Source organism: Pectobacterium nicotianae, from assembly GCF_023272715.1.
In the GTDB taxonomy this organism is placed as follows: domain Bacteria; phylum Pseudomonadota; class Gammaproteobacteria; order Enterobacterales; family Enterobacteriaceae; genus Pectobacterium; species Pectobacterium brasiliense.
On record NZ_CP096821.1, the window covers coordinates 4,086,912 to 4,112,726 of the forward strand.

The following is a 25,815-nucleotide window of genomic DNA, read 5'->3' on the forward strand; positions in this document are numbered from 1 at the left end:
AAAAACGGAAGGTATATTCCTATACCTTCGAAGATGACTATTATTTTATTCTTGCTTTTTATTCATAGCACGTAATGCCGCTAACTCATCTTCAATTGACTCATCAAGACCATGTCTATCAAGAGAAGCCAACTCGTCTTGCTTATCTTTCTCTGCATCAATAAACTCACCACGAGCCTGCGATCTTGCCTCTTTTTTTGCAATATTATCTTCTAAACGGTCAAATACTTTAGAAGCGCTGTCATAAGAAGAAAAATTACCTACATCAAGTAATTTTGTAGCTTCTTCAGTTGCCGCAGCAACTTTAGAACGCAAGTCGATACTATCTGCCTTTCTTTCCATTTCAGAGCGTTTTTTCTGAATGTCATTAAAGCGTGAAGTTAATGTAACTACAATATTATCAAATTTAGCTTGTTGGTTTTGAAGCACGACCAAATCACTTTCCTGCTGTCTTTTTTCAAAAAGAATAGTTCTTGCCAAATCTTCCTTGTCCAACTCAATAGCCTTTGCCGCTCGTTTTTTCGACAGAGCAATTGCAGATTGTTTATCTTCGACTTTCTGTTTAGCAATAATCGCTTGAGATCTGGCTTCGACTAAAGCCCCTTTGATTTTTTCTTCATTCTCACCGACATCACGAATAAGCTGGCGTGCAGTACGGCCGTCATCAGATGCCTTATCTACGGAATCATGAAGTAAGCCCTTAATTTGTGTCATTATTTTAGATAAAAGACTCATGCAACACCTCTCCTTGTTTAAAATTATTAGTATTAAACTTACCTGGCACTTAAAAAATCAGCGCTAATCCTTTAAATAAAATTCTCTCCTATAATTTATAAGATATTTTGTAAAATATAAACAAATTATTAGAAATAAACTTTATATTTTCAAAGCGTTGCGACATTTCCAGGTGGATCGACGTTCATACAATTTGTCTAACACTGGCATTAGTCCCATTGCCTGAATACTCAGAGTGAGCCGATGTCCGGTCATAGACGCGTTATTTCCCTAAACGACTGAGAAGTAGCGTGAAGCCTTGTGATTGCTGGATTTGATGGACATTGAGAGAAGAGAACTTGGAGCGAGTGAAGGGAATCGAACCCTCGTATGCAGCTTGGGAAGCTGCCGTTCTACCATTGAACTACACTCGCACGCAGAAGCGACTGGCATTATAGCGCTATGCCGTTGCCGAGCAAGTAAAAAACCCGGCAAAGTGCTGATGTTTTAGCCGGTTATGCGGCTGTGGAGAGCGGTAGAAACAGCGTCTCATAGCCATTGGAAATGACGTGCCAGGCAAAGTAGGCAAATAGTAGCGCAGAAATCAGGCTGCAATAGAATGAGATCCGTTCTTTCAGCAGACGCTGACCGTACTTCACCAACGCGGCAAGGAAGAACGTCCACAGCACGCCGCCGACGAAAAAGCCGAGAAGAAACAGGCCGATCATGAAAGCAGAGCCATCGGTAGACTGCGCGATAATCGTGCCACCAATCGCAGCGAACCACAGTAACGCCGTCGGTGACGCCAGCGCCATACCGACGCCGCTGAAAAACTCGGTATAGCGGGCTGGGGGCGCAGTAAAATCCGCCGTATTCGCTGTCGCAGACAGGTCGGCGAAGCGTTTAACCTGATAGTCACGCCATGCCGCGCGCGCCATGCTGAACGTCATCCAGATCAGAATCAGCCCGCCGCCAATCCATAACACCCAGCGGACGGACGTCAGGTTAAACACCACCGCCAGACCCAGCACTGACAGCGTGGCATAAAACAGATCGCCGAAACAGGAACCCAGCCCGATATAAAACGCCGAGCGCGCGCCGTGCCGCAGCCCACGGTTAATAATCGCGGTATTGACCATTCCCAGATCGAGACAGAGCGACAGGGATAGCAGCATCCCCGTGAAGACAACTAACAGCATGGTATTCCCTTCGAGCGTTAAGCAATAAGGCGAGTGTAGAGTCGAAGGGAAACGCTGTATTGTCAAAAATTGATACGGCGGAATTGCCCCGGCGTCATGGCGTTATAACGATTGAAAGCCTTGGTGAAATGCGCCTGATCGGCAAACCCGACATCGCCCGCAACCTGACTAATCGCAGCGCCCTGCCGCAGCAGCTCCCGCGCTTTACACATGCGTCGCTGCATCAGCCACGCCAGCGGCGGTAGTCCGACTGCCTGATTAAACGAGCGTACCAGATGTGCGACTGACAGGTTTTCCTGCTGCGCGAGCTGGTCGAGCGTGGGGACATCGCTAAGATCGTTCAGCAACCCGTCTTTAATCCGCGTGATCCGCTCTGCTTCTTTGACCTGTCCCTGAGACGGGACATGATGCTGATTTTCCATCAACCCCGCCAGCAGCAGGATAATACGCTCCTGACGCGTGCTGTCGTCCAAATCAGACGTGACGAGCTGTTTTAACTCAGACGCCAACTGCGCTGACGGATTCCAGCCCCGTGAGAACCGAAAGGTTTGGTGGAAATAATGTTCGAATGCCTGTGGGTGAACGTACAAGGATGCGCACTGCCAGCGGTCAAACGCGTTGTCGCTACCTTGTAGCTGATTGGGATTGTAGGTCGTCACCATATCGTTGGTGGCAACAAAGGTCTCTCCATCCAGCCAGACCGTTTCCAGCCCGCTGAGATTGGCGCTGATGACAAACTCGTCGTGCGTATGCCGTGGAAAACTGCGGCCATTAGTTAACAGCGCCAGTTCGAACCAGGCATCGCGGTACGTCATCATGAGGGTGTTCCGGCAGTGAATGAATGCCTGAAAATAGCATCTTCCCCCGTTGGGCGACAATCACAGAATGACGGCAAAATGCGGAGATAAAACGCGGTTATGTCGTGCCAGATAGTTAGTAAACCCATTCGCCGAAAAAAAACGGTAGTAACGGAATAGAAGAGTAAAGCGTTTGCGCCAGGGACAAAAACGTCAGGAACGTTTTTGAACGTCGCTAGCGACGGCCCTGCAAGGGTGAATCTCAGGATGAGATTCATATCCGCGCAAGCCGAGCGCACAGGGAGGTGTTCACAGCGTCTTTACGATCTATCCGTTATTACCGCTCGACGACCTTTGCCAATAATAAAAAAACCGGTGCAATTGCACCGGTTCAATAAAGTATGACGACAACGTCAGAGTTATTTTTTACGTCCTGTGTCTTATTTCTGCGGACGCATTGCCGGGAACAGGATCACGTCGCGGATGGTGTGGCTGTTAGTGAACAACATCACCATACGGTCGATACCGATACCCAGACCCGCTGTTGGCGGCAGGCCGTGCTCCAGTGCAGTCACGTAGTCTTCGTCGTAGAACATCGCTTCGTCATCGCCTGCATCTTTAGCGTTCACCTGCTGAGCAAAACGTTCTGCCTGATCTTCGGCGTCATTCAGCTCGGAGAAGCCGTTACCAATTTCACGGCCGCCGATGAAGAACTCAAAGCGATCGGTGATTTCTGGGTTCTGATCGTTACGACGCGCCAGCGGTGACACTTCAGCCGGATATTCGGTGATGAAGGTCGGCTGGATCAGGCTGCTTTCTGCCGTTTCTTCGAAGATCTCGGTCACGATGCGGCCCAGACCCCAGCTTTTCTCGATCTTGATCCCCAGAGACTGGGCGATCGCGGTCGCTTTCTCCAGATCGTCCAGATCGGCAACGTTGGTTTCAGGACGGTATTTGCAGATCGCTTCACGCATCGTCAGCTTCTCGAACGGCTTACCGAAGTCGAATGTCTGGTCGCCGTATTGCACCGTCGTCGAGCCCAGCACGTCCTGCGTCAGCGTACGGAACAGGTTCTCCGTCAACACAATCAGGTCTTTATAATCGGCATACGCCATATAAAGTTCCATCATGGTGAATTCAGGGTTGTGACGCGGGGAAACGCCTTCGTTACGGAAGTTACGGTTGATCTCGAACACACGTTCAAAACCACCCACAACCAGACGCTTCAGATACAGTTCCGGCGCGATGCGCAGGTACATGTCGATGTCCAGCGCGTTATGGTGCGTGATAAACGGACGGGCAGACGCACCGCCGGGGATCACCTGCATCATCGGCGTTTCGACTTCCATGAAGCCGTGATCGACCATGAAGCTACGGATCGCCGCCATCACTTTGGAACGAATACGGAAGGTATTGCGAGATTCGTCGTTAGCGATCAGATCCAGATAACGTTGACGATAACGCGTTTCCTGATCGGCCAGACCGTGGAATTTATCCGGCAGCGGACGCAGCGCTTTGGTCAGCAGACGCAGTTCGGTACAGTGGATGGACAGCTCGCCAGTCTTGGTTTTGAACAGCTTGCCGCGCGCGCCCAGAATATCGCCCAGATCCCACTTCTTGAATTGTTCGTTATAGATGCCTTCCGCCAGATCGTCGCGGGAAACATACAGCTGAATACGGCCACCGACGTCCTGCAAGGTCACGAAAGAAGCTTTACCCATGATGCGACGGGTCATCATACGGCCCGCGACAGTCACTTCAACGCCCAGTTCTTCCAGCTCTTCGTTCTCTTTGGCATCGAACTCAGCGTGCAGACGATCGGACGTGCTGTCACGGCGGAAATCATTCGGGAATGCGATCCCGGTTTCACGCAGCGCCACCAGCTTCTCACGACGCGTTTTTAATTCGTTATTCAGATCTTGCGCCTGATCGGCACCCTGTGATTGTGATTCAGCCATGTGAATTCTTATAACCCCGCTTTTAAACTTGCTTCAATAAATTTGTCCAGATCGCCATCCAGTACCGCCTGAGTGTTACGTGTTTCCACTCCGGTACGTAAATCTTTGATGCGCGAATCATCCAGAACATAGGAACGAATCTGGCTGCCCCAGCCGATATCAGATTTGTTGTCTTCCATCGCCTGTTTCTCAGCATTTTTCTTTTGCATCTCAAACTCGTACAGCTTCGCTTTCAGCTGTTTCATCGCCTGATCTTTGTTTTTATGCTGGGAACGGTCATTCTGACACTGCGTGACAATGTTGGTCGGAATGTGGGTAATACGCACCGCGGACTCTGTCCGGTTAACGTGCTGACCACCCGCACCGGATGCGCGGTACACATCAATACGCAGGTCGGCCGGATTGATTTCGATATCGATATCGTCCTCAACTTCCGGGTAGACAAACGCGGAGCTGAATGAGGTGTGACGGCGGCCGCCGGAATCGAACGGGCTCTTACGCACCAGACGGTGTACACCGGTTTCGGTACGCAGCCAGCCAAACGCATAGTCACCGATGATCTTGATGGTGGCGGATTTCGTACCAGCCACGTCACCGTCTGACTCTTCAATAATTTCGGTTTTAAACCCTTTGGCTTCCGCCCAACGCAGGTACATACGCACCAGCATGCTGGCCCAGTCCTGCGCTTCCGTACCGCCAGAACCCGCCTGAATATCCAGGTAGCAATCCGCACTGTCGTACTGGCCGGAGAACATGCGACGGAACTCGAGCTGGCCTAATTTATTTTCCAGCGCGTCCAGTTCTACCGTGGTGTCATTGAACGTTTCTTCGTCGTCTTCTTCCACCGCGAGCTCAAGCAGGCCGTTCACATCTTCCAGACCCTGAGTCAATTGATCGATGGTGTCGACGATAGCTTCCAGCGAGGAACGTTCTTTTCCCAATGCCTGAGCGCGTTCAGGCTCATTCCAGACATCAGGCTGTTCCAGCTCGGCGTTTACTTCTTCGAGGCGTTCTTTCTTGGCATCATAGTCAAAGATACCCCCTAAGAACGGCACTACGTTCAGACAGATCCTGAATGCGGTTTTTTACCGGATTAATTTCAAACATGATTTTTTATATTCTTACGTTAAGTCGTTGACAACGGAATGGTGTAACCCGCCATTCTAGCGGATAAAAGGCCTATTTTATAGACTTTCTGCCCGCCGTATTCGGTTCACGCTATACCCTAGATAATTCGGGCTGCGTGAAGGCGGCAACCGCTCGAATCCCCAGGAGCTTACTCAGGTAAGTGACTGGGGTGAGTAAGGGCAGCCAACGCACAAGCAGCTTGAAGTATAACGGGTATCAGCGCGGCCACAGATGTTGGATCATCAATTGCACCGAGCGTTTACCACGAAACTCGTTAATATCCAGCCGGTACACCATTTCCACTTCTTTAATACTGGGATCTGGCCAGATGGTGGTATCGATATTGAACGCGATACCATCTAGCAGCGGCACCTGCCCTGTTGCACCGATCGGTTCAAACATCGCTTTCAAATGGCGCTCTTTGAGTAGGCGGGGTTGCAGAATGCGGAAGCAGCCATCGAACGTCGGTTCAGGGAACGCCTGTCCCCACGGCCCCGCGTAGCGCAGCATTTCTGCCGTTGAGAGCAGATCCAGTTCCGGCAGCATCAGTTCGCCATCAGACCAAACGACGCCTTCAAGCTGAGACGGATCGAGCCATTCACCGACCAGTTCGCCGAAGCGCTGACGAAAATCCTCAAAGCGGTCTTCATGCAGCGATAATCCTGCCGCCATCGCGTGTCCGCCAAACTTATCCATCATGCCGGGATACAGCGTATCCAGCCGCTCCAGCGCATCACGCAGATGCAGGCCGGAAATGGAACGCCCTGACCCTTTCAGCATACCGTCGCCAGCCGGTGCAAAGGCAATCACCGGACGATGAAAACGCTCTTTAATACGCGACGCCAAAATACCGACAACGCCCTGATGCCACTCCGGGTGGTACATCGCCAGCCCATAAGGCAACTCAGTACGGGTGCGCTCCAGCGATTCGCACAGGCGCAGCGCTTCAACCTGCATCCCCTGTTCGATCTCCCGACGATCCTGATTCAACGCATCTAAATCATTAGCCAGCATGCGCGCCTGAGTAATATCGTCACTCAATAACAGCTCAACGCCGACCGTCATATCATCCAGCCGTCCGGCAGCATTCAGCCGTGGGCCTAACGCAAAGCCTAAATCGCTGGCGACCAGTTGGCTGGCATCGCGGTTCGCCACTTCCAACAGCGCCCGAATGCCCGGACGACACTCGCCCGCACGAATGCGATTCAGCCCCTGAGCGACCAGAATTCGGTTATTGGCATCCAGCGGCACCACGTCAGCCACCGTGCCCAATGCGACCAGATCCAGTAATTCGGTGAGATTCGGCTTCGTCAGCCCCTGTTGCGTAAACCAGTTGCTATCACGCAGGCGCACGAACAGGGCCATCATCAGGTAAAACGCGACACCTACGCCAGCCAGCGCCTTGGAGGGAAACTGGCAGTCAGGCAAATTGGGATTAATCATGGCATCGGCGTCAGGCAAGATTTCGCCCGGCAGGTGGTGATCGGTGACCAGCACCGTGATACCGCGCCGGTGCGCATCCTCGACACCCGCGTGAGAAGAGATCCCGTTATCCACGGTCACAATCACTTCAGCACCCAGCGCGGCAGCCTGCGCCACCACTTCCGGGCTTAGCCCATAGCCGTTTTCAAAACGGTTCGGCACCAGATATTTCACGTTCACGCCGCCCATACTGCGCAGCGCTAATACGGTGAGCGCCGTGCTGGTGGCACCATCGGCATCAAAGTCACCAACGATGACGATGCAGCGCTTTTCAGCTAGCGCCTGTTGCAGCAGGTCAATCGCTTTATCAATGCCGCTGAGCAAACGGTAATTGAGTAAACCACTCAGGCTACGTTCCAGCTCTTGCGCACCTTTCACGCCGCGCTGCGCATAAAGGCGGCGCAGCAAAGGCGGAACGGTGTCAGGTAAATCAATGTCCTCCACCAGCGGACGCCGGCGGAGTTGGGTAATCATATCCACGTAGCATCAACCGCCGGTTTTTTTCGAGGCTTTATGTGCTTCCAGCATCGCCAGCATTTCTTTTGGCCCTTGATATCCCGGTACGACCATACCGTCTTGCAGCACAATGGCAGGGGTGCCCTGCACGCCAAACTGGATACCCAGTTGGTAATGCGCGGCGATATCGGTTTTACACGTTGCTGCCGAGATCGCGTCGCCCTTCATCGCGCTATCAAACGCTTTATTGCGATCGGCCACGCACCAGATGGACTGCATATCTTTTGCTGCCGGCGATTTCATACCCTGACGCGGGAAGGCCAGATAGCGCACGGTAATACCTAGCGCGTTGTAGTCTTTCATCTGTTCATGCAGTTTGTGGCAATAGCCGCAGGTGATATCGGTGAACACGGTGATAACGTGTTTTTCCTGCGCGGCTTTATACACAATCATCTGTTCCTGTAGCGCATCCAGCTTTCCGATCAGGATCTTATTGGTCGTGTTAACCGGCATGGTACCGCTCACGTCATAAAGCGGGCCTTGCAGCAAATGCTTGCCGTCTTCGCTGATGTACAGCACGCCGCTATCGGTAATGACGGTTTTCATGCCCGCCATCGGCGAAGGCAGGATTTCCGCCCCCTGCATGTCCAGACGCGTTAACGTCTGCTTGATCGCGGCATCATCAGCGTGCGCAAAATTGGTCGCCGTCGCCACCAGCAAAGAAAGCAGTAATAACCCTTTTTTCATTTCATCAATCCTGTTTTTCGCAGCATGGTCCGTAGCAAAATAGCATTGTACCCATGCGCTGTGATAGTGAACGGGGTGTCCCGTCAGCCAGATAACATCCTGTTACTCTGATAGTGACTCGATTGGTTATGTTATCCCTATGCGCGCGGATGGTGCTGCTGATGCAGCTGTTTCAGCCGCTCCGTCGCAACATGGGTGTAAATCTGCGTCGTGGAAAGATCGCTGTGCCCCAAGAGCATCTGTACGACCCGTAAATCCGCGCCGTGGTTCAATAAATGGGTTGCAAACGCGTGACGCAAGACGTGCGGCGAGAGCTTCTCGCTGTCGATGGACGCCAGCACCGCATAATGCTTGATGCGGTGCCAGAACGTCTGGCGCGTCATTTGCCGTGCGCGATTGCTGGGAAACAGCACATCCAGCGTCTGCCCATTCAGCAGCCACGGACGACCATGTTCCAGATAATACTCGATCCAGTACACCGCTTCTTCACCCAGCGGCACCAGCCGTTCTTTATTACCTTTCCCCAGCACGCGTACCACGCCCTGCCGCAGGCTGACATCGCTCATCGTCAAACTGACCAGCTCGGAAACACGCAGCCCCGTCGCATACAATACCTCAAGCATGGCCTTATCGCGTAATTCCAGCGGTTGTTCAATACTTGGGGCGTTGAGCAACGTATCAACCTGCGCCTCGCTCAAATCTTTGGGTAGACGCTGCGGCAGTTTTGGCGATGACAGCACCGCACTCGGATCGTCGCTGCGACGCTTTTCCCGATAAAGGTACTGAAAGAAGCGGCGCATCGCGCTCAGCAAGCGAGCCGAGCTGGTGGCCTTGTAGCCCCCCTCAACTCTGTCAGCGAGAAACGCCTGAAGATCGAGCGACTGTGCCTGCAACAAATCGTTGTCATGATGCGCAAGCCACTCTGCCAGCGTTCGCAGATCCAGCCGATAAGAGGCCAGCGTATTCTCTGCCAGATTTCTTTCCAGCCACAGCGCATCGAGAAACTGTTCGATAAGCGCCAGATCGTGTTCTTGCATCGCTGTGTCCTTCTTCACTGATTGGCAATATTATGCCGATGAAGCGGCGACTTTACACCTTCATCAAGTCCGCATTCTCTCGCAAACAGAATTGTGTGCGATCTCACATATTCCGTGAACATCAACATCGCCATAACATTCTCCGGCAAAAATAAGGCCGTGGCACATTATATTTTATGTATCGTCAATATAGCGGAACAGGCTCCTTGAAACCGCATGTCTACTGGCATTGACCTTACTTAATCAACGTTGAAAAGCCGATTTTTCTGTGCGTAGAATGGCCGTTCGTGTTGTTAAAATAAAGAAACATTATGCAAGCCACCACCATCACTCCCACTCTCGATGCCGAAGCGGAAGCGCCACCCGTAAACTCACGCAATAAAGTGATTGTTGCGTCATTAATTGGCACCGCTATCGAATTTTTCGATTTTTATATCTATGCCACTGCCGCGGTGCTGATTTTCCCGCACATTTTCTTCCCACAGGGCGATCCGACTGCCGCCACGCTACAGTCGTTGGCAACCTTTGCGATTGCCTTTGTGGCTCGCCCGATTGGCTCGGCAGTCTTCGGTCACTTTGGCGACCGCGTCGGACGTAAAGTCACATTGGTCGCTTCTCTGCTGACCATGGGGATTTCAACCGTTCTGATTGGGCTGTTACCGACCTACGAAACCATTGGTATTTTTGCCCCGATTCTGCTGGCACTGGCACGCTTCGGCCAGGGGCTGGGTCTGGGCGGTGAATGGGGCGGCGCGGCGCTGCTGGCGACCGAAAATGCCCCGTCCCATAAACGTGCGCTGTATGGGTCGTTCCCCCAGCTTGGCGCGCCGATTGGCTTCTTCTTCGCTAACGGCACCTTCCTGCTGTTGTCCTGGCTACTGACGGAAGAGCAGTTCATGACCTGGGGCTGGCGCGTGCCGTTCGTCGCGTCTGCCGCGCTGGTGCTGGTTGGCCTGTATGTCCGTATCTCTCTGCATGAAGCTCCCGTCTTTACCAAAGCGGTCAAAGCCGGTAAGCAGGTACGTATGCCGCTGGGCACGCTGCTCAGCAAGCATATGAAGGTCACGATTCTCGGCACCTTCATCATGCTGGCGACCTACACGCTGTTCTACATCATGACCGTGTACTCCATGACGTACGGTACGGCGCCAGAACCTAAAGGGCTTGGCTTCTCGCGTAACAGTTTCCTGTTGATGCTGATGATCGCGGTGATCGGCTTTGGTCTGATGGTGCCGGTTGCTGGCTATCTGGCGGATGCTTTTGGCCGCCGTAAGACCATGATTACTATCACTTGCCTCATGATCGTCTTCGCCATGCTGTTCCCTTATATGCTCGGTTCAGGTAATCAGGCGCTGGTAATGGGCTTCCTGGTGCTGGGTCTGAGCATCATGGGACTGACATTCGGCCCGATGGGTGCGCTGCTGCCGGAGCTGTTCCCGACGGAAGTGCGCTACACCGGCGCGTCATTCTCATATAACGTTTCGTCGATTCTGGGTGCATCGGTCGCACCGTATATCGCGGCGTGGTTGACGGCTAACTATGGCCTGTTCTACGTTGGTGTTTATCTGGCAGCCATGGCGTCGCTGACGCTGATCGCGCTGCTGGCGACCAAGGAAACGCGTCACCAGTCTCTGGGATAATATCCCTTCAGTGAGGGCTACGGCCCTCACTACACTTTTCTTTTTTTCACGCCAGCACCAACCCGTTACCACCCCAAATCATCACATCTTGTTATTATCACTTTGATACATTTTCGCATTTACCACGCTAATTAAGTGAGGTATACCAACAGGCCTGTTGATGTAACAAATCCGTTCGGTACAACAATCAAATTAGGATGCAAAAATGTTTTCAAAACATTATGAAGTCGAGGACAGTCATATCGACTTTCAGGGCGTCGTCGACGGCCTCTACTACCCGTTTTACATGGAGTGGACGCGACATGCCTTTATGAAAGAAGCGCTGGGCATTGATATTGAAGAAGAGTTCAAGCAGGGAAAGATTTACATGGTACTGGAGTACACTCTGCGCTTTCGTAAAAGCCTGCAAAAAGGCGATCAATTAGAAGTGACCTGTCAGTTGGAAAAGAACGAGAAACGTAATCGTGTCAATTTCGTTCAGCAAATCAAGGTTGGTGGCGTCCCTTACGCAGAAGCCACGTTTGTCGCGACTTGCCTGACAAATGGTCGCCCATCAATGCCGGAAGCAGTAGTTAATGCGTTAGCACTGTAAGCGTTCGTGCTGTCATGAGTTATCTTCGTTAGCACTCTCGATATAGACGCGGGCGTGCTAATGCAGAGATCCTGAATGCTGTAATGAGATACGCTCTTCCCTCTGAAATCATCCCCCAATCCGCTTCCTTCCCCCTCAATTTAAGCCAATCGCTCTGCACCGCGAGTGTCACCAGCGATTGTAAAAGACCTCAATATCATCGAATATGGCACCCATTACCTGTTTTCTGCTGCACATGAGTTATGGACTTGCCGCTTTTAGGCAGTGGCATCGCTGCACAGAGACTGAATCAATGCATTGATTGTAGAAAATAATTAAATCATGGACTTATAGATAGTATGAAAATCGGTCTGTTTTACGGCTCAAGCACCTGCTACACCGAAATGGCGGCGGAAAAAATTCGCGACATTCTGGGCGAAGAACTGGTGGATCTGCACAACCTTAAGGATGTCGACCCTCAACGTATGGAAGATTACAGTACGTTGATTCTCGGCATCCCCACTTGGGATTTCGGTGAGATTCAGGAAGACTGGGAGAACATCTGGGGCCAGCTAGCGACGCTAAACCTCAAAGGCAAAGTCGTCGCGCTCTACGGTATGGGCGACCAGCTTGGCTATAGCGAATGGTTCCTTGATGCGCTGGGCATGCTGCATGACCAACTGCTGCCGCTGGGTGTCACATTCGTTGGATACTGGCCGATAGAGGGCTACGAATTCACCAGCCCGAAACCGCTGACTGCCGACGGCAAACACTTTGTCGGGCTGGCGCTGGACGAAGTGAACCAATACGATCTCAGCGATGAACGACTGGAACAGTGGTGCGAACAGATCCTGCAAGAAATGGCGTCATTACTGTAAACAGTACGACTCAACAGAGGTAAGCACGATGAAAATGTTACTCATAGCGGTCGCAGGATTATTGCTTGCCGGTTGTGCTCAAACAGGCACAAAGGAATACTCCAGAAATCTGGGCGGGAAATGCGATGTGCCGCAGTATTACGCGATCGATTTCTCAAGGTTTGACGAGACAGCACAGCAAATCGCGCACGCAACAGGCTGTGGCATCATCACCGATACCACGTTGACTGGCGCGATTAAACCCCATCCCGTCACAGGCTACCTGACCCGACGGGAAGCGGTGTTTATGGCGATTCAGGGCACGTCGTTGAAGGTGACCCAACAGGAACCGGATACGATTACCGTCGAGTAACACGTTCGCGGATACCGTTGTGACCGGTATCCGCGAATATTGATATTTGTAGACGTTGAAGTGGCTTAACGCTTTTGTAACCAGCGGGTACGCGCCGCGGTATCAAGGAAACTCCACGCGACAAAACGGCTTTGCTTCTGGCCTTGCGCCATATCTATCGTTCTGACTTTTTCTACGTCGACCGCTTCCAGCGCACGATAAATCTCCGGCAGGTTCTCTTTGCGCGACACCAGCGACGTAAACCACAGGCACTGACGGGCGAAACCCGCGCTTTCTTTGATCATCTGACCAATAAAAGCGGACTCGCCACCTTCACACCACAGCTCATCCTGCTGCCCGCCAAAATTCAGCGGTGAGCGCTTATCCAGCCCCAGATTATGCAGTTTGCGCTGCGATCCCTGACGAGCATCCTCCGCAGACGCATGGAACGGCGGATTACACATGACGGCATCAAACGTGTCGTTCTTGTGAATAATCCCTGCCAGTATCGCTTTGCTGTTCTTCTGACGACGCAGGCGAATCGACCGATTCAAGCCGGGGTTCGCCTCAATCGTCTCATTGGCTGCTTTCATCGCTTGCGGATTGATCTCGCTGCCAGTAAAACGCCAGCCGTACTCGCGATGTCCAATCAGCGGATAGATGCAGTTGGCACCACAGCCGACATCCAGCACGGACGCATCGCGCGGCACCACCGAACGGTTATCTTCCGCCAGCAAGTCAGCCAGATGATGGATATAATCGGCACGACCAGGAATTGGCGGGCACAGAAAGCCCTCTGGAATCGTCCAGTGCTCAATCTGATAAAAATGCTGCAACAGCGCCTGATTCAGCGTTTTCACCGCCTCAGGATTGGCAAAGTCCACGGACTCATCACCGTAGGCATTCACCTTTACAAACGGGATCAGCGCAGGGTAGCTCTGTTTGAGCGCGGGAAAATCATAACGGTCGCGGTGGCGATTACGAGGGTGCAGACCATTTTTTTGCACTGCGGGCTTAGTCATCAGTTATATCCAATCAATTTCAAAGCACGGCCAAACGATGACCGAATAAAAACATGTCCAACGTGCTGCTATCTTGCCCAGTGTTTCTGCTGCAAAAGAATTTGACGCAAGTGACGCCATTCATCGTCGCCCATGCTGTCCGATGCCAGCCACAGCTGTTGCTTGTCTTTACCGTTAACCGCTTGCAATGACAGTAATACGCCATTTTTCAGCAGCCACGGTCGTTTAACGATCTGCCATTCCTGCTGCCGCCAGTTCAGGGTCGTTTCGCTGAGCAGAACGATTTCCCCCTGTCGGGATTTAATATTCCGTTGGCTACGGATAAAACCGAACATCACCATCGTGACCAGGCATAGCCATAGCCACGCATAGCCGTCCGGCCACGGTGCCAGCAGAATGAGCAATACTAATAGGCCATGCACAACCAATGATAACAGTTGCATGCGCCAGGAAACGCGAAGGTCACATCGCCACTGGGCCACGATCTTTATTTCGCGTCTGAATAAGGGAAATCATGCGTTTCAGCTCTCCGTCCTCCGGTTCACCGTGGTTCATCAGCCAGTTGAATAAATCGGGATCGTCGCTTTGTAACAAGCGTACAAACGTGCGCTTATCAGTGTCATTAAGTGTGTCATAGTCATGCTCAAAAAACGGCATGATCGCGATATCCAATTCGCGCATACCACGGCGGCATGCCCAATGAATGCGTGATTTATTATCGATTTCCATATTTCATGTCCACCTTGTTATCGCTGCTTGCCGCTAGTGTACTCTGATTCCGGTAGCGGGTATCAACTAATAGTAACATTTTGACATAGTTTACTGGTGTGCGCCGCGCCGAGTGCGCTCATCAGCATCAGGATGTGCTCTGCAATAACGCAGCGTGAATAACCACTTGCAAACCCTGAGCGCTCTTTTACCATTAGGTCATTCGGGTATCGCCCTTAGCGCAGGATTGTACTATATGGTTAATCAACATACGGCTCATCAACGCCCTTTTGCATCACAACCCCCGTTTGCTTCCGCTCAACTGGCCGCTACGCTCATCTCTCTGGATGACTGGGCGCTGGTCACGATGGTCGGGCCGGACACCGTCAAATATCTTCAGGGGCAGGTCACCGCGGATGTCGGCGCGCTGCCTGACGATGGGCACATCCTTTGCGCCCACTGCGACGCAAAAGGAAAAATGTGGAGCAACCTGCGTCTGTTCCATCACGGCGAAGGCTTTGCTTTTATTGAACGCCGTAATCTACGCGACGCCCAGCTTAACGAACTGAAAAAATACGCCGTTTTCTCGAAAACAACCATCGCACCGGACGACAACGCCATTCTGCTGGGCGCGGCGGGTGCCGGTATCCGCGAACAGCTGGCCTCTGTATTTAGCCAGCTTCCAGATGCTGAACACCCTGTTGTGCAGCACGAAGGGGCTACCTTACTGCATTTCGCCCATCCTGCAGAACGTTTCTTGCTGGTACTGTCTCCTGAGCACAGTGCATCGCTGCTTGAACAGCTCGGCGATAAAGTCAGCCTGAATGACAGCTGTCAATGGCTGACGCTGGATATTGAAGCAGGTCAGCCCATCATTGACAGCGCAAACAGTGCGCAGTTCATCCCGCAAGCGACTAATTTACAGGCATTAAATGGGATTAGTTTCAGCAAAGGGTGCTATACCGGCCAGGAAATGGTCGCTCGGGCAAAATATCGCGGGGCCAACAAGCGTGCGCTTTATTGGCTGGCGGGTAAGGCGAATAAGGCACCGCAGGCGGGGGACGATCTCGAATTGCAGCTCGGTGAGAACTGGCGTCGTACCGGTACGGTGTTGGCAGCCAGCCAATTGCAGAACGGTGACGTGTGGGTTCAGGCAGTGCTAAATAACGATCTCACCGCAGAAAACGTTTTGCGCGTTCGTGACGATGCCGAAAGCCAGCTCACGGTTCAGCCGCTGCCGTATGAGATAACGGATTAATTCGACGAGTGATACCGCGCATGAGCCAAACTGGCTCATGCGCTTTATACAGGCTTAAATATAAAGATAAATCGCCAGAAAGTGGCAAACGCTGCCGCCTAAAACAAATCCATGCCAAATCGCGTGATTATAGGGAATGCGCTTGCAGGCGTAGAAAATCACTCCCAGCGTGTACACCACGCCGCCCACCGCCAGCAGCGTCACGCTCCCCGCCGCCAGCTTCATCACCATCTGATAAATCACCACCAGCGATAGCCAGCCCATCACCAGATAGGTAATTAACGACAGCACTTCAAAACGGTGAGCAAACGCCAGTTTGAAGATCACGCCCAGCAGCGCCATGCTCCAGATGACGACCATCAGGCCGTGCGCCAGCGGTGAATTCAGCCCTACCAGCAAAAACGGCGTATAGGTTCCGGCAATCAACAGATAGATGGCGCAGTGGTCAAATTTCTTCAGCCACGGCTTAATACGCTGAGACGGAATCGCGTGATACAACGTCGATGCCAAAAATAGCAGGATAATGCTGCCGCCATAGAGGCTGTAGCTGGTAATCGCCACGCTGCCAGCATCATTGTTGACCGCCTGCACCAGCAATAAAACCAACCCCACAATCCCGAAAATCACACCGATTCCGTGGCTTATGCTGTTCGCAATTTCCTCTGCCAGAGAGTAATCCGGCATTTGTTCATTTTTTGACATCAATCGATTCCGCAGTATTCAACAGTACACGTCGTGTGCTGACGTTATCCACCTTGCCTTTCCCCTTTTCACGCAGGGGACGCAGACGCAGGTGTTTAACCTTTGAGCAGATTAACTGAGAATAGTTTCAGTGTACACGTGTAAGCTAAAATATTTACACTCACCTGACTTTCGGCTTTCTCTCTCACTTAGCGTGTAATCATTCATGTCAATCTCGGGCGACATCCCCTACAATGATCGACGTTGATATCTCCCTATTTTTTGAAGGGCTCTGCCGTTTTTACCGGCTATTCGCATTAACGGTCATCCGGTTCTGACGCTCACAGCGCCTTCCTGTAGTTTTCACTACATGTCGTTTTGGTTTTCACTACATATCGTTTCACTGCATGATTTTTACTGCATCGTGTTCACTGCAAGAGGTAAGTTTTTCATGTCATCTGCCCCATCTACTCTGAATTTCGGCTCCATGACCGATGTCTTCGGCTTTCTGATAGAAATCGATAAATTAAAAAGCGTGCAGCGCCGTAACAAAATTATCGGCAGCGAACGTCACGAAGATTCTGCCGAACACAGCTGGCACTTTGCCGTCGCGGCCATGGCGCTGGCGCCTTATGCCGGTGAAGGCGTAGATATCCAGCGCGTGATCCAAATGGCGCTGATTCACGACATCGTCGAAATCGATGCAGGCGATGTGCTCGTTTACGATCTTTCCGCTCGTCTGGCGATTCACGATCAGGAAGTCGCCGCCGCCGCCCGTATTTTCGGCCTGCTGCCCGAGCCACAGCGTCAGCAATTCCACGATCTGTGGGAAGAATACGAAGCGAATGAAACCCCCAGCGCCCAGTTCGCTCTGGTGCTTGACCGCGTCATGCCGATGCTGATGAACCTGTCTAACGGCGGCCAAAGCTGGGTAGAAAACGGTATCCGTCTGGAACAGGTTCTTGACCGCGCCGAGTTCATCGCCACGATCAACCCGGAACTGTGGCAATACCTCCAGCAACATCTGGAAGACGCCAAAGCCAAGGGCTGGTTGCTATAATTCGGTTTTCTCGCTAGACGCCCCGTCGCCGGGCATGCACGTCAGGAGAGGGTGATGTCTTTAAAAACAATCGCAAATAACCTGGGTTTGTCCGTGGCGGCGGTGAGTCGTGCGCTGAACGGCCATCGGGATATCTCCGACGCCACGCGCCAGCGTATTCAGGAAGAAGCGGCGCGTATTGGCTATCGCCCCAATACGCACGCACGCCGCCTCAAAATGGGCAAAAGCAACGCCGTCGGGCTGGTCTATCCCTACGCCTCTTCCCTGAGTAACGATATCTTTTTCGAGATGATTGGCGCGATCAGCCGCAAACTGGCACAGCATGAGGTCGATTTTCTCCTGCTGGCTGACGAGCAAGACGCCTGTCAGGGTGCCGCCCGGTTGATCGCCAGCCGCCGTATCGATGCGCTGATCGTGGCACATACATGCGAGCAGGATGCACGACTGACCTTACTGCAACATAATAACGTCCCGTTTCTGGCGCTGGGGCGCAGCCAGCTCCCTCACCCTTACGCCTGGTTCGATTTTGACAACCGCGCAGGCATGGCGTTAGCAACCGAACACCTGATCGCGCTTGGGCATCGCCGTATCGCCATGTTAAGCGAAGATCACCCGCAGGCATTTATCATGCAGCGTCGTCAGGGCTATCGCGATGCCCTGCAACGCCACGACCTGCCGTTTCACGACGCCTATCTGCGCTGTGTGAATCCCACGCGCCGCGCGGGCTATCAGGCCATGCTCGACCTTCTGGCGCTGTCTGAGCCGCCCACCGCGATGGTGATGGATGGCAACGTCCACGGCGACGGTGCCGTTGCGGCATTGCAGCAGGCGGGGCGGCTTTCCGGTTCACACCCCATCGCATTAGTGATGTATGACGGCCTGCCGCAAGACAGCCTGACCGACATCACCGTGACCGCCATCGAACAGGCAACTCGCGAGCAGGTTGGCGAACAGATTGCCAGCATGATGCAGGCGCTGATCGCGGGCGAAGCCGTAGAAAACTTGCAGGTGTTATGGCAGCCAACGTTACGCCTCGGTAACACGAGCTTTCCCGCCTAATCTATTCCGTTATCGACCACGTTTAATAAAGTCATCGGTTGGTTTGCTACACCAACCGTCAGCAAGATGATCTTCACATCCTCATCGCAACCTTTTTCCATTTTCTAACGATTATTTTAACAACATCACATTTCTTAAACGTTTAAGTTGATGACTTAAACGTTTAAGTTTTCACTGAGATCCACTATTCGTAATTTGGAATCCTCCTCATGATGCGTGATATTGTTCAATTAACCAGCGCACAGTGCGATGTCATCGTACGCTGCGCCCCAGCGGCAGAAATTCTTTACTGGGGGCCACGGCTGCGCGGTTTTTCACCAGAAGATATCGTTTCTCTGCAACGCCCCGTCGCTAATGGTCGTCTGGATGTGGATCTTCCTCTGACGCTGGCGATGGAATACGGGCGTGGTCAGTTCGGTTCGCCGGGTATTGAGGGGCACCGTTCAGGCTATGACGCTGCGCCGATCTTCACGACGACGCAGGCTGAGGTTCAGGACAATACGCTCACCATCACGGCGGAAGATGCACAGGCCGGGCTTCGCCTGATCAGCGAACTGCGTCTGGATCCGCAGACCGACGTCCTGCAACTGCGCCACACGCTAGAGAATCTGCGTGCGGATGCCTGGCAAGTACAGCGCCTCGCCGTCACGCTGCCCGTCCCGGAACGGGCGAACGACGTCATGGCGTTCCACGGCCGCTGGCTGCGTGAGTTTCAGGCTCACCGCCTCACGTTGCAGCACGGCGGTTTTATTCAGGAAAGCCGTCGGGGAAGAAGCTCCCATGAATATTTCCCCGCCTTTATCCTCGGCGAGTCCGCGTTCAGCGAACAGCATGGTGCCGTATGGGGCGTGCATTTAGGCTGGAGCGGCAATCACCGCCTGCGTGCCGATATCAAAACGGATGGCCGTCGCGTCGTCCAGGCGGAAGCCCTGTATCTGCCGGGTGAAATCACGCTGGCGCAGTCGGAATCCCTCACGACGCCGTGGGTCTACGCCGCCTTCTCCGATGCCGGTTTAAACGGCATGAGTCAGCGCTATCACACCTTCTTACGTCAGTCCCTGATCCAATTCAGCGACGATAAACCACGCCCGGTACACCTCAATACGTGGGAAGGGATCTATTTCGATCACTCCCCCGAGTACATCATGCAGATGGCGAGCAAGGCCGCCGACGCCGGCGTGGAGCGCTTCATTATCGATGACGGCTGGTTCCGTGGGCGTCACCACGACCAAGCCGCGCTCGGCGATTGGTATCTGGACGAGGAAAAATACCCTAACGGACTGATGCCGGTGATTGAGCATGTCAAAGCCCTGGGGATGGAGTTCGGCATTTGGGTCGAACCGGAGATGATCAACCCCGATTCCGACCTGTTCCGCGCCCATCCTGACTGGGTGCTGCAATTGCCCGGCTACACACAGCCAACAGGCCGCTATCAGTACGTGCTGAATTTAAACCAGCCCGAGGCCTTCGCGTATCTGCTGGAGCGGCTGAGCTGGCTACTGGATGAGCACCCGGTCGATTATGTGAAGTGGGATATGAACCGCGAACTGGTACAACCCGGCCATGAAGGGCGTCTGGCCGCCGATGCGCAAACCCGACAGTTCTATCGTCTGCTCGATACCCTGCGCCAGCGTTTTCCCCATATCGAATTTGAATCCTGCGCCTCCGGCGGCGGCCGCATCGACTACGGCGTGCTAGAGCGTACCCAGCGCTTCTGGGTGTCAGATAACAACGACGCGCTGGAGCGCCAGACTATCCAACGCGGCATGAGCTACTTCTTTCCACCAGAAGTCATGGGGCAACACATCGGGCATGCTCGCTGCCACGCTACCTATCGGCGTCATAACATCGCCTTTCGCGGCCTGACCGCCCTGTTCGGCCATATGGGCATCGAGCTGGATCCGGTGAAGGCCGATGACGACGAGCTGGAAGGCTATCGCCATTACATCCAGCTACATAAAACGCTGCGCCCGCTGCTGCACAGCGGCACCACCTGGCGGGTCGAGATGCCGGACGATACGGTGCAGGTCACCGGTGTGGTGAGCAACGATCGGCAGCATGCCGTTTTCCAGGTAGCTCAGCTACGCATGCCGGCTTATTCGCTGGCGGGTACGCTCCGCTTCCCCGGTCTACAGCCCGACACTCGCTATGAAGTCACGCTGCTGGATGGTCCGGAAATCAAAACGGTGCGTGAAGGCGGCGGCACTATGCGTGAGCTTCCACCGTGGTTACGTCAGCCAATCGTGGTTTCCGGCGACTGGCTGATGCAGGCCGGTCTTGCCCTCCCCGTCCTGACGCCGGAGACCGCCATTCTGATCGGGCTTTCCGCGGTGCCGGATACCGTCAGTAAATAACCTTTTCTTTGCATTACCAATACACAACACGACCGCGCGGGACAGCATTGTCCCGCGTCATGATAACGTCTACCCTCCAGAGGGAAATACAGATGCCTACTACCTCGTGCTACTACAAAAACAACCGTAACTTCTGGATTTTCGGCGCGTTCTTCTTTCTTTATTTTTTTATCATGGCCACGTGCTTTCCGTTTTTACCGATCTGGCTGGCGGACGTTATCGGGCTTAACAAAACCGATACCGGTATCGTGTTTTCCTTCCTGTCCTTGTTCGCAATCCTGTTTCAGCCGTTCCTCGGTATCCTGTCCGACAAATTAGGGATGAAGAAGCACCTGCTCTGGGTGATCTCTGTGCTGTTACTCTTTTTTGCTCCTTTCTTTCTGTATGTCTTCGCTCCGCTATTAAAAATCAACGTGATACTGGGTGCGTTAGTCGGTGGCCTGTATATCGGGTTCTCTTTCAGTGCGGGAGCCGGAGCCATTGAAGCCTACATTGAGCGCATTAGCCGACAGCACCACTTTGAGTACGGCAAGGCGCGCATGTTTGGCTGTTTTGGCTGGGGAATTTGCGCCTCAACGGCAGGTATGCTGTTTAACATTAACCCCGATATCGTGTTCTGGATGGGATCCGGCTCGGCGATTATCTTGATCGTGCTGCTGTGTCTGGCGAAGACGGAAAGCAACCCAACCGCCGCCGTCATGGACTCGCTCGGGGCTAACGCCTCGCCTTTTAGTGTGAAGCTGGCGTTAGGTTTGCTGGCTAACCGTCAGTTCTGGCTGCTGGTGCTGTATGTGGTCGGCGTCGCCTGCATTTATGACGTCTACGATCAGCAATTCGCTAACTTCTTTAAATCGTTCTTTAGCTCGCAGGAACAGGGCAACCAGATATTTGGTTTTGTCACCACCGCGGGGGAAGCCGCAAATGCGCTGGTGATGTTCTGTACGCCGTGGCTTATTAACCGGATCGGCGCTAAAAATGCGCTGCTGGTGGCGGGAACGATTATGTCGATCAGGATTTTGGGATCGGCCTGTGCCACGTCCGTCACGGAGGTGATCATATTGAAAATGCTGCATGCCTTCGAAGTACCGCTGCTGCTTATCGGGGTTTTCAAATACATCGCCAATACGTTTGATTCGCGCCTGTCGGCCACGATTTATCTGGTGGGCTTCCAGTTCGCCAAGCAGTTTATGGCGATATTCCTCTCCTCCGCGGCGGGCAACCTGTACGACCGAATTGGCTTCAACCAGACTTACCTTATTTTGGGCGGCATCGCACTTACCTTCACTGCAATTTCCGCCTTTACGCTGTCATCGTCACGCAGCTCGGCGAGTATGCGTTCTCAGACCGCGCATTAACATTATCGCGCCCCGTTGGCGGTTAAGCCGTGGGGCGCGATGTGACTATTTCACATCCCGCAGCGCGGTTTTATCCACATAAGGCTTCATGATGCCGTCCGCCTCTTTTTGTGCGGCAGCTGCCGCGTCATCGACCTTTTTCGCCGGATCGTTTAGCAGCGCCGCCAGCTGGTTTTCCATCGCTTTACGCACCGCAACCGTTTCATAGGTGGCGTACCACGGATGGGCGTATTGCAGCTGTGACAGCGCAATGGCCGCACGCGGATCTTTCGCCAGATAGTCCTTCATTTCCGGCAGATCGTAGGCCGCCATGCGCGGGGCGAAGTAGCCAGTAAAACGACTCCAGTTTCCGCTCACTTCCGGGCTGACCAGATAGTTCATAAACTGCCAGGCCGCTTTCTTCTGTTCTTCAGAAATCCCTTTGAAGCTCACCAGACTTGCTCCGCCGATGGTCACGCCACGACGCTCTTTTTCCGGCATCATCGCTACGCCAAGCTGGAAATCTTTGGTGTTTTCACGCATAAAGCCCAACGCGCCGGTACTCAGCATCGTCATACCCAGCTTGCCGGAGAAAAATGCGGCGCTGATCTGTTTGGAATTCAGTACGCCAGCGGGCATCACTTTGTCGCGATACACTAAGTCGCGCCAGAACTGGAGCGCGCCTTTGGTTGATGCCGTGTTGTAATACACTTCGCCCGGATAGTCGGCATTGTAATACGCCCCGCCGTTGGCACGCGTTAGCGCAGACAGCATCCAGCCGCCGTAGTCATCGTTCGTGGACGGAATCATGATGCCCCACTGCCCTTTCGCCGGATCGGTCAGCTTCTTCGCTACCGCAATCACTTCATCCCAGTTTTTCGGCGGTTCGTTGAATCCCGCTTTCTTCAGCATGTCTTCGTTGTAATAAAGGATCGGCGTCGAGTTGTGGAACGGGATCGCGTAAGTCACGCCCATCACCTGCGCGTTCTGATGCAGCGCGGGCCAGAAGTTTTTAGTCAGGAAAGGCGTGGCCTTTTCGTTGCCGTATTTGAACAGCTCGTCCATCGGCAGAATTTCATCTTTGATGACCAAATCGGCAGTGAAGTTTGCCGACATAATTACCAGCGCCGGCGGATCGCCCGCTTTGGCGGCCGCTTCCGCTTTCACCTTGGTTGTGTCGTAATTGCCGGTGAAGATCCCACGCACTTCCACCTGATCCTGCGATTGGTTGTACTCCTTGATGATGCGCGTCATTTCCATCGTCAGCTTGCCATCAACCGGTGCGGGAAACATAAAATCGATACTCTCTTTCGCCAGCGCAGGGCCAGACATCAGCAAGGCGATTGCCAGCGCCATCATACGGGGCTTACGCATTTCTTTTCTCCTGGGATAAATTACGGGCGGTTTGCCCGGAAAACCAATGACAATCCTGCGGTGAAAAATGAAGCACAATGGAGGCGCCGACATCCGGCACGCCATCGCGATTTGGCCGACGGTAGCGAATATTCCCCAACGGCGTATCCACATGAATCAGATACTCCGCGCCAAATAGCTCCCGTTGCTTCACCGTTCCCGACAATGACAAGTCGCCGTCTGACGCGGCGTGTTCAGTAATATGCTCAGGGCGGATCCCGAGCAGTACACGGGTTAATGAACGCGTTTCTTCACTGGCGGGCAGCGCCACAGACAATGCCTGTAGAAATGCCTGCCCATCAGCACAAGGCAGCGTCACCATATTCATTGCGGGCGTGCCGATAAATCCGGCGACAAAGACATTTGCGGGGTGCGAATACAGCTGTTCCGGCGTACCAACCTGTTGCAGCACGCCGCGATCCAGCACGGCGATTCTGTCCGCCATCGTCATCGCCTCGATCTGATCGTGCGTGACGTAAACGGTGGTTGTTTTCAACTGCCGGTGTAGATCCATAATGCCGTCCCGCACATCGCTGCGCAGGCGGGCATCCAGATTCGACAGCGGCTCATCCATCAAAAACAAGTGCGGATCGCGCACGATCGCCCGCGCCATTGCTACGCGCTGGCGCTGACCACCGGACAGTTTTCCCGGTTTGCGTTTCAGTAGCGGTTCAAGCTGCAGCAGGCTGGCAACGCGCTGCACGCGCTGTGGATACTCCGCTTTCGGCTCACCGCGCATCCGCATCCCGAAAGTGATGTTCTGCTCGACCGTCAGGTGCGGAAACAGCGCGTAGTTCTGGAAGATCATCGAGAAATTGCGCTGCTTCGGGCTCCACGTCGTAATGTCATCGTCACCCAGCAGGATTTGCCCATCGCTCACGTCTTCCAGACCGGCCAGCATACGCAGCAGTGTACTTTTTCCGCAGCCAGACGGCCCGACCAGCACCAGAAACTCACCGTCAGCGATATCCAGCGACAGCGACGCCAGCGCCTGCATGTGCTCGAAGCGTTTACTGATATTACGTAACTGAATCACGGCCATTACGCATCCACCGGACAGCTGATACGCGGATCGTAGAGGTAAGGCCCAGGGTACGAGGCAATCGACTGGCTGTAGCTCACCAGCCCAGTGACTGGCACGTAGCGGTGCATGACCACGCTGGCAGGCTCCAGGTTGTAGTACGACGTATCGTCATAGTAGAAATACGGCACCTGATGGACGGTGCCCGGCACGGTGGCAATAATCGCCTGCCGATGCTGCGTCATAATCAGGCGGTGCGTATGCCCACAGAAGATCCGCGTCAGCTGCGGGAAACGCTCGATCAGCGTCAGCAGTTCGCTCCCGTTTTCGCAGGCGATCCGATCCATGTGCGCCGATCCCAGCGGGAGCGGTGGATGGTGCATGAAGATCGCCGTTTCGCGCGTTGAATGATCCTGTAATTGCTGCTCCAGCCAGCCCAGCGTGGACGGTGTCAGCCAGCCTTTCGCCTGCCCGGCCAGACTGGTGTCGATGAACAGCAGGCGCATCGGGAAGTCATCCACCGCATAGCGGATGTTCTCGGGATCATCGCCTAACTGCGGGCAAAGCGGGCGCATCGCGTTGAGGAAATGCTGCTTGTCATCATGATTGCCCGGAATCACGTACATCGGGTAATCCAGCATCTGCAACACGCGCTGTGCCACCTGATACTCCTGCGGGCTTCCGCAGTTGACGATGTCGCCGCTAATCACCACCGCGTCCGGCCGCTCGCTCAGCGCGTTTAGCTGGTTAATGACTTTGGCGTTTTCCCCGTTAATATCAATAAATTCATAGAGCTTGCGCCCCTCACTGCGAAAATGCAGATCGGAAATCTGTGCCAGCAACATAACCACCACCTCTATCGTTATTTCGCCCGTTGGCGAACGCCGATCGTTTAAGGATCGAGATACACGGAGCGACCACGGGGCGAGGCATCCCTACGGGAACCTCATCCCCGCGTTTCTCCTAA

24 protein-coding genes and 1 tRNA gene are annotated in these 25,815 nt (G+C 53.5%); 9 read left to right on the forward strand and 16 right to left on the reverse strand.

The genetic code is table 11. The features are described from left to right. Positions 1-45: 45 nt before the first annotated feature. The 9 genes from MYB54_RS18135 to xerD form a co-directional block, all read right to left on the reverse strand. Positions 46-735, reverse strand: coding sequence for a PspA/IM30 family protein (locus tag MYB54_RS18135; protein ID WP_119870598.1), 690 nt, complete (start codon positions 733-735; stop codon positions 46-48). 339 nt (positions 736-1,074) lie between these two features. Continuing rightward, positions 1,075-1,148, reverse strand: a tRNA-Gly gene (locus MYB54_RS18140). Positions 1,149-1,229: 81 nt separating this feature from the next. Next, positions 1,230-1,913 (reverse strand): LysE family translocator, encoded by a 684-nt coding sequence (locus MYB54_RS18145; RefSeq protein ID WP_248721168.1) that lies wholly within the window; start codon positions 1,911-1,913, stop codon positions 1,230-1,232. 62 nt (positions 1,914-1,975) lie between these two features. Beyond that, positions 1,976-2,731: an AraC family transcriptional regulator gene (locus MYB54_RS18150; RefSeq protein ID WP_100017571.1), complete on the reverse strand. Its 756-nt coding sequence runs from the start codon at positions 2,729-2,731 to the stop codon at positions 1,976-1,978. Positions 2,732-3,150: 419 nt separating this feature from the next. Continuing rightward, a complete protein-coding gene (lysS, locus tag MYB54_RS18155; RefSeq protein WP_039275538.1) occupies positions 3,151-4,668 on the reverse strand; it encodes a lysine--tRNA ligase in 1,518 nt (505 codons plus the stop codon). Positions 4,669-4,676: 8 nt separating this feature from the next. After that, positions 4,677-5,775 (reverse strand): peptide chain release factor 2 gene (gene prfB / locus MYB54_RS18160; RefSeq protein ID WP_100017573.1). Its coding sequence is split into 2 segments (ribosomal slippage): positions 4,677-5,699 and positions 5,701-5,775, totalling 1,098 coding nucleotides; the frame shifts between segments, so codons are not numbered across the junction. A gap of 237 nt (positions 5,776-6,012) precedes the next feature. Further along, entirely contained in the window at positions 6,013-7,758 is a 1,746-nt protein-coding gene (recJ, locus tag MYB54_RS18165; protein WP_248721169.1) for a single-stranded-DNA-specific exonuclease RecJ, read from the reverse strand. Between the two features lie 6 nt (positions 7,759-7,764). Continuing rightward, positions 7,765-8,481 carry a bifunctional protein-disulfide isomerase/oxidoreductase DsbC gene (gene dsbC, locus MYB54_RS18170; RefSeq protein WP_010279866.1) on the reverse strand — a complete coding sequence of 239 codons (717 nt, stop codon included), beginning with the start codon at positions 8,479-8,481 and terminating at the stop codon, positions 7,765-7,767. A 137-nt stretch (positions 8,482-8,618) separates the two neighbouring features. Beyond that, positions 8,619-9,518, reverse strand: a complete 900-nt coding sequence (gene xerD / locus MYB54_RS18175) for a site-specific tyrosine recombinase XerD (RefSeq protein WP_039510710.1) — start codon at positions 9,516-9,518, stop codon at positions 8,619-8,621. Positions 9,519-9,829: 311 nt separating this feature from the next. Between xerD and MYB54_RS18180 the strand changes: the two genes are divergently transcribed. The 4 genes from MYB54_RS18180 (at position 9,830) to MYB54_RS18195 (ending at position 12,959) form a co-directional block, all read left to right on the forward strand. After that, a complete protein-coding gene (locus MYB54_RS18180) occupies positions 9,830-11,158 on the forward strand; it encodes an MFS transporter (RefSeq protein ID WP_039282120.1) in 1,329 nt (442 codons plus the stop codon). Between the two features lie 205 nt (positions 11,159-11,363). Next, positions 11,364-11,750 carry an acyl-CoA thioesterase gene (locus tag MYB54_RS18185; RefSeq protein ID WP_039282122.1) on the forward strand — a complete coding sequence of 129 codons (387 nt, stop codon included), beginning with the start codon at positions 11,364-11,366 and terminating at the stop codon, positions 11,748-11,750. 338 nt (positions 11,751-12,088) lie between these two features. Then, positions 12,089-12,607, forward strand: coding sequence for a flavodoxin FldB (gene fldB, locus MYB54_RS18190; protein ID WP_014914178.1), 519 nt, complete (start codon positions 12,089-12,091; stop codon positions 12,605-12,607). A 28-nt stretch (positions 12,608-12,635) separates the two neighbouring features. Further along, positions 12,636-12,959 carry a hypothetical protein gene (locus MYB54_RS18195; protein ID WP_205564192.1) on the forward strand — a complete coding sequence of 108 codons (324 nt, stop codon included), beginning with the start codon at positions 12,636-12,638 and terminating at the stop codon, positions 12,957-12,959. A gap of 65 nt (positions 12,960-13,024) precedes the next feature. On the opposite strand, the gene rlmF is transcribed toward MYB54_RS18195, so the two are convergent. From rlmF to sdhE, 3 genes are all read right to left on the reverse strand, one after another. Then, entirely contained in the window at positions 13,025-13,960 is a 936-nt protein-coding gene (gene rlmF / locus MYB54_RS18200; protein WP_039470800.1) for a 23S rRNA (adenine(1618)-N(6))-methyltransferase RlmF, read from the reverse strand. Positions 13,961-14,028: 68 nt separating this feature from the next. Continuing rightward, positions 14,029-14,403 carry a protein YgfX gene (locus tag MYB54_RS18205; RefSeq protein WP_010301815.1) on the reverse strand — a complete coding sequence of 125 codons (375 nt, stop codon included), beginning with the start codon at positions 14,401-14,403 and terminating at the stop codon, positions 14,029-14,031. 19 nt (positions 14,404-14,422) lie between these two features. Further along, on the reverse strand, positions 14,423-14,689 hold the full coding sequence (sdhE, locus tag MYB54_RS18210) for an FAD assembly factor SdhE (RefSeq protein WP_005971623.1): 267 nt from the start codon (positions 14,687-14,689) through the stop codon (positions 14,423-14,425). A gap of 235 nt (positions 14,690-14,924) precedes the next feature. Between sdhE and ygfZ the strand changes: the two genes are divergently transcribed. After that, positions 14,925-15,926 carry a tRNA-modifying protein YgfZ gene (gene ygfZ / locus MYB54_RS18215; protein ID WP_248721170.1) on the forward strand — a complete coding sequence of 334 codons (1,002 nt, stop codon included), beginning with the start codon at positions 14,925-14,927 and terminating at the stop codon, positions 15,924-15,926. A gap of 54 nt (positions 15,927-15,980) precedes the next feature. Here ygfZ and trhA read toward each other — a convergent pair whose 3' ends face one another. Continuing rightward, on the reverse strand, positions 15,981-16,628 hold the full coding sequence (gene trhA / locus MYB54_RS18220; RefSeq protein ID WP_010279833.1) for a PAQR family membrane homeostasis protein TrhA: 648 nt from the start codon (positions 16,626-16,628) through the stop codon (positions 15,981-15,983). Positions 16,629-17,058: 430 nt separating this feature from the next. Between trhA and MYB54_RS18225 the strand changes: the two genes are divergently transcribed. From MYB54_RS18225 to MYB54_RS18240, 4 genes are all read left to right on the forward strand, one after another. After that, positions 17,059-17,667 carry an HD domain-containing protein gene (locus MYB54_RS18225; RefSeq protein WP_014914174.1) on the forward strand — a complete coding sequence of 203 codons (609 nt, stop codon included), beginning with the start codon at positions 17,059-17,061 and terminating at the stop codon, positions 17,665-17,667. 54 nt (positions 17,668-17,721) lie between these two features. Further along, entirely contained in the window at positions 17,722-18,726 is a 1,005-nt protein-coding gene (locus MYB54_RS18230; protein ID WP_014914173.1) for a LacI family DNA-binding transcriptional regulator, read from the forward strand. Positions 18,727-18,935: 209 nt separating this feature from the next. Further along, positions 18,936-21,080 carry an alpha-galactosidase gene (locus tag MYB54_RS18235; RefSeq protein ID WP_248721171.1) on the forward strand — a complete coding sequence of 715 codons (2,145 nt, stop codon included), beginning with the start codon at positions 18,936-18,938 and terminating at the stop codon, positions 21,078-21,080. A gap of 92 nt (positions 21,081-21,172) precedes the next feature. Further along, positions 21,173-22,435: an MFS transporter gene (locus MYB54_RS18240; RefSeq protein ID WP_248721172.1), complete on the forward strand. Its 1,263-nt coding sequence runs from the start codon at positions 21,173-21,175 to the stop codon at positions 22,433-22,435. 45 nt (positions 22,436-22,480) lie between these two features. Here MYB54_RS18240 and MYB54_RS18245 read toward each other — a convergent pair whose 3' ends face one another. Genes MYB54_RS18245 through gpdQ form a run of 3 tightly spaced genes read right to left on the reverse strand, consistent with a single transcriptional unit; the run spans position 22,481 to position 25,693 of the window. Beyond that, positions 22,481-23,788 carry an ABC transporter substrate-binding protein gene (locus MYB54_RS18245; RefSeq protein WP_039502181.1) on the reverse strand — a complete coding sequence of 436 codons (1,308 nt, stop codon included), beginning with the start codon at positions 23,786-23,788 and terminating at the stop codon, positions 22,481-22,483. After that, positions 23,781-24,869, reverse strand: a complete 1,089-nt coding sequence (locus MYB54_RS18250; RefSeq protein WP_248721173.1) for an ABC transporter ATP-binding protein — start codon at positions 24,867-24,869, stop codon at positions 23,781-23,783. Before MYB54_RS18250 ends, MYB54_RS18245 begins: the two co-directional genes overlap by 8 nt. Then, positions 24,869-25,693 carry a glycerophosphodiester phosphodiesterase GpdQ gene (gene gpdQ / locus MYB54_RS18255; protein ID WP_014914168.1) on the reverse strand — a complete coding sequence of 275 codons (825 nt, stop codon included), beginning with the start codon at positions 25,691-25,693 and terminating at the stop codon, positions 24,869-24,871. The genes MYB54_RS18250 and gpdQ overlap by 1 nt, the downstream gene beginning before the upstream one ends. Positions 25,694-25,815 lie beyond the last annotated feature (122 nt).

What these genes read in the sequence shown, in the direction of transcription:
- MYB54_RS18240 (WP_248721172.1), top strand. Translation starts at nt 21,173, where the DNA reads ATGCCTACTACCTCGTGCTACTACAAAAACAACCGTAACTTCTGGATT.
- MYB54_RS18135 (WP_119870598.1), bottom strand. Translation starts at nt 735, where the DNA reads ATGAGTCTTTTATCTAAAATAATGACACAAATTAAGGGCTTACTTCAT.
- MYB54_RS18250 (WP_248721173.1), bottom strand. Translation starts at nt 24,869, where the DNA reads ATGGCCGTGATTCAGTTACGTAATATCAGTAAACGCTTCGAGCACATG.
- MYB54_RS18150 (WP_100017571.1), bottom strand. Translation starts at nt 2,731, where the DNA reads ATGATGACGTACCGCGATGCCTGGTTCGAACTGGCGCTGTTAACTAAT.
- MYB54_RS18145 (WP_248721168.1), bottom strand. Translation starts at nt 1,913, where the DNA reads ATGCTGTTAGTTGTCTTCACGGGGATGCTGCTATCCCTGTCGCTCTGT.
- MYB54_RS18235 (WP_248721171.1), top strand. Translation starts at nt 18,936, where the DNA reads ATGATGCGTGATATTGTTCAATTAACCAGCGCACAGTGCGATGTCATC.
- xerD (WP_039510710.1), bottom strand. Translation starts at nt 9,518, where the DNA reads ATGCAAGAACACGATCTGGCGCTTATCGAACAGTTTCTCGATGCGCTG.
- sdhE (WP_005971623.1), bottom strand. Translation starts at nt 14,689, where the DNA reads ATGGAAATCGATAATAAATCACGCATTCATTGGGCATGCCGCCGTGGT.
- gpdQ (WP_014914168.1), bottom strand. Translation starts at nt 25,693, where the DNA reads ATGTTGCTGGCACAGATTTCCGATCTGCATTTTCGCAGTGAGGGGCGC.
- MYB54_RS18195 (WP_205564192.1), top strand. Translation starts at nt 12,636, where the DNA reads ATGAAAATGTTACTCATAGCGGTCGCAGGATTATTGCTTGCCGGTTGT.
- trhA (WP_010279833.1), bottom strand. Translation starts at nt 16,628, where the DNA reads ATGTCAAAAAATGAACAAATGCCGGATTACTCTCTGGCAGAGGAAATT.
- lysS (WP_039275538.1), bottom strand. Translation starts at nt 4,668, where the DNA reads ATGGCTGAATCACAATCACAGGGTGCCGATCAGGCGCAAGATCTGAAT.
- fldB (WP_014914178.1), top strand. Translation starts at nt 12,089, where the DNA reads ATGAAAATCGGTCTGTTTTACGGCTCAAGCACCTGCTACACCGAAATG.
- MYB54_RS18180 (WP_039282120.1), top strand. Translation starts at nt 9,830, where the DNA reads ATGCAAGCCACCACCATCACTCCCACTCTCGATGCCGAAGCGGAAGCG.
- MYB54_RS18205 (WP_010301815.1), bottom strand. Translation starts at nt 14,403, where the DNA reads ATGCAACTGTTATCATTGGTTGTGCATGGCCTATTAGTATTGCTCATT.
- MYB54_RS18230 (WP_014914173.1), top strand. Translation starts at nt 17,722, where the DNA reads ATGTCTTTAAAAACAATCGCAAATAACCTGGGTTTGTCCGTGGCGGCG.
- rlmF (WP_039470800.1), bottom strand. Translation starts at nt 13,960, where the DNA reads ATGACTAAGCCCGCAGTGCAAAAAAATGGTCTGCACCCTCGTAATCGC.
- MYB54_RS18225 (WP_014914174.1), top strand. Translation starts at nt 17,059, where the DNA reads ATGTCATCTGCCCCATCTACTCTGAATTTCGGCTCCATGACCGATGTC.
- MYB54_RS18245 (WP_039502181.1), bottom strand. Translation starts at nt 23,788, where the DNA reads ATGCGTAAGCCCCGTATGATGGCGCTGGCAATCGCCTTGCTGATGTCT.
- dsbC (WP_010279866.1), bottom strand. Translation starts at nt 8,481, where the DNA reads ATGAAAAAAGGGTTATTACTGCTTTCTTTGCTGGTGGCGACGGCGACC.
- ygfZ (WP_248721170.1), top strand. Translation starts at nt 14,925, where the DNA reads ATGGTTAATCAACATACGGCTCATCAACGCCCTTTTGCATCACAACCC.
- MYB54_RS18185 (WP_039282122.1), top strand. Translation starts at nt 11,364, where the DNA reads ATGTTTTCAAAACATTATGAAGTCGAGGACAGTCATATCGACTTTCAG.